The 2132-nt window shown below is 70.0% G+C and carries 2 protein-coding genes; both read left to right on the plus strand.

Going from position 1 to position 2132, the window contains the following annotated elements:
- The first annotated feature begins 55 nt into the window (after positions 1 to 55).
- Positions 56 to 1306 (plus strand): hypothetical protein, encoded by a 1251-nt coding sequence (locus tag RM812_RS41445; protein ID WP_311586086.1) that lies wholly within the window; start codon positions 56 to 58, stop codon positions 1304 to 1306.
- Positions 1307 to 1482: 176 nt separating this feature from the next.
- Positions 1483 to 2132 (plus strand): DNA-processing protein DprA (locus RM812_RS41450; protein ID WP_311586088.1); only part of this gene is annotated, 650 nt, incomplete at its 3' end.

A 2132-nucleotide genomic window follows, 5' to 3' on the forward strand; every position in this document is an offset into this window, starting at 1 on the left:
TGAGATCATGGCAACAGGGTCAGATGATGACCATGGCACAGCAGTGGGGGCGGCGATGGACGAGACGAACACGGTGCGCGCGGTCGCGATCGACTACAAGGCGCTCCTGCGCTCGCCCGGGCGCGCCCACGACGGGATCGCCGACTTCCTGCAGTGGCTCGGCGAACGCGGCATCTCCTTCGTGCTGCTCACGACCGACTCCCTCGACGCCGAAGCCGCCATGAGGGCCGCTGGCCTGCCCGCGCCCGCCCTCCACCTGTGCCGTGACGACATCCCCGGCCAGCCGGCCCGCGGCGGCGCAGCCTGGCTGCTGACAGTCGCCGAACGCCTCAAGCTGCGCGCAAATCAGCTCGTCATCGTGGGGACCTCCGAGCTGGACTGGCGCACCGGCATCAACGCTGGCGTCGTCCACATCTTCGCCCGCTGGGCCAACCACGTGCGGAACGCGAAGGGCATGATCACCCTGTCGGCGGACCAGCCGACCGATGTCGGTGAGCTCCTGGAGCACTTCCTCCTGGACGAGCCTCGCTGGGCCTTCAGCCACGACGATGACTCCCGCTCCTTCAAGATCCGCTCGCTGCTGCCCCCCAACGTGCGCTTCCTCCAGGCCCCAGCCCGGACCTTCGAGCTCCAGGACGTCTTCACCCGCGGCCGCAGCATCACCGTCGGCAACCAGGACGCCCGCGACATCCTGATGCTGCGGCTGCTCTCCTCCGCCTACCTCGACGGCACCCTGCCCCACCGCAGCCTCTTCTGCGTCTACCCCAGCAGCTCCCCGGGCCAGGTCAGCCAGCAACTCGCCGGCTTCCTCACCAAGGCCAAGGCCATGGTCGGCTCCTACTACCGCGAAGACCTCCTCGAGCGCACCGGCCAGGCCCCCGACACCAGCCTGGAACGGTGGAGGAGGAGCCGCGGCGAGGCGAGCACGGCGGACATCTCGATCGGCGCCCAGGCCCGCACCGTCCGGATCAACCCCAAGTACAAGGGCAAGCTCAAAGGCAAGAGCGTGATCGTCTTCGACGACTTCACCACCGAAGGCAAGTCCATCGAATGGGCCCGCACCCTCCTGACCAGCGCCAAGGCGGAGCAGGTCATCGCCCTGACCATCGGCAAGTACGGTGCCTCCCGCCACACCGCCTACCAGCTGCGCCCCGGCACGACGATTGACCCCTTCCAGGTCAGCTACCACCTGGCCGCCACGAACTTCGTGACGACGCCCGTCACCGGAGCCGCAGGCCCGGGCCCCGACGACGCTCTGAAGGCCACGATGTCTCACTTCATCGCCGCCGCGCAGAGCACCGAATGATCTTGCTCCCTGTCCGGCCGTCGGAGCCGGCGCGGCCCGGGCGGCCGGTACCGAGGATCGAGTCGACCGTGCCTCTGCCTCCCGTACGCGGACCGCGTACGCCATGATGGAAGTGGCCCGAGTACCGCGCTTCATCCTTCGAACATCCTGGGGCCACGAGTAGAAGGACACCCCTGATGGACCTCGATATCACCGCTGAGCAGCACGATCTGCTGACCCTGTGCGCGCTGCGCACCGGCGACGCCACCCTCGACTGGAGCCTGCTCGCCCGCGGCGCGCACAGCCCCGAGGGCCTGGCCGCGCTCATGGACGGACAGCTGCACGAGGACTCCCGTGCCGCAACCAAGAACCGCCCCCTGCTGCAGCAGGCCCTGACCGTCGGCCTCGACGACGCGCGCGCCCGCGTCGACGACGAGCTGGCCGCGGCCGGCAAGGCCGGCGCACGCTTGGTCACGGTCCTCGACAAGGACTACCCGGCGAACCTGCGCGTGATCGGCAACCTGCCGCCGTTCCTCTTCTACCGCGGCGAGCTCGATCAGCGCGACGCCCGCTCCATCGCGATCGTCGGCACCCGCCAGGCCTCCGAGGCCGGGCTGCGCCGGGCGGCCCGGATGGCCCGCGAGCTCGTCGACCACGACGTCGTGATCGCCAGCGGTCTTGCGAAGGGCGTCGACGCCGCCGCCCACCAGGCCGCGCTCGCGGCCGGAGGCCGCACGTTCGCGGTCATGGGCACCGGCATCGCCGCCCCGATCTACCCGGCGGAGAATCGTCCGCTCGCCAAGGCCATCCTGGACGCGGGAGGGGCTCTGCTGAGCCAGTTCTGGCC

The organism is Streptomyces lancefieldiae (genome assembly GCF_031845825.1).
Taxonomy (GTDB): Bacteria; Actinomycetota; Actinomycetes; order Streptomycetales; family Streptomycetaceae; genus Streptomyces; species Streptomyces lancefieldiae.

Bases quoted from the DNA above. Each gene is read 5' to 3' on its own strand.
- RM812_RS41445 (WP_311586086.1), top strand. From the start codon at position 56: ATGGACGAGACGAACACGGTGCGCGCGGTCGCGATCGACTACAAGGCG.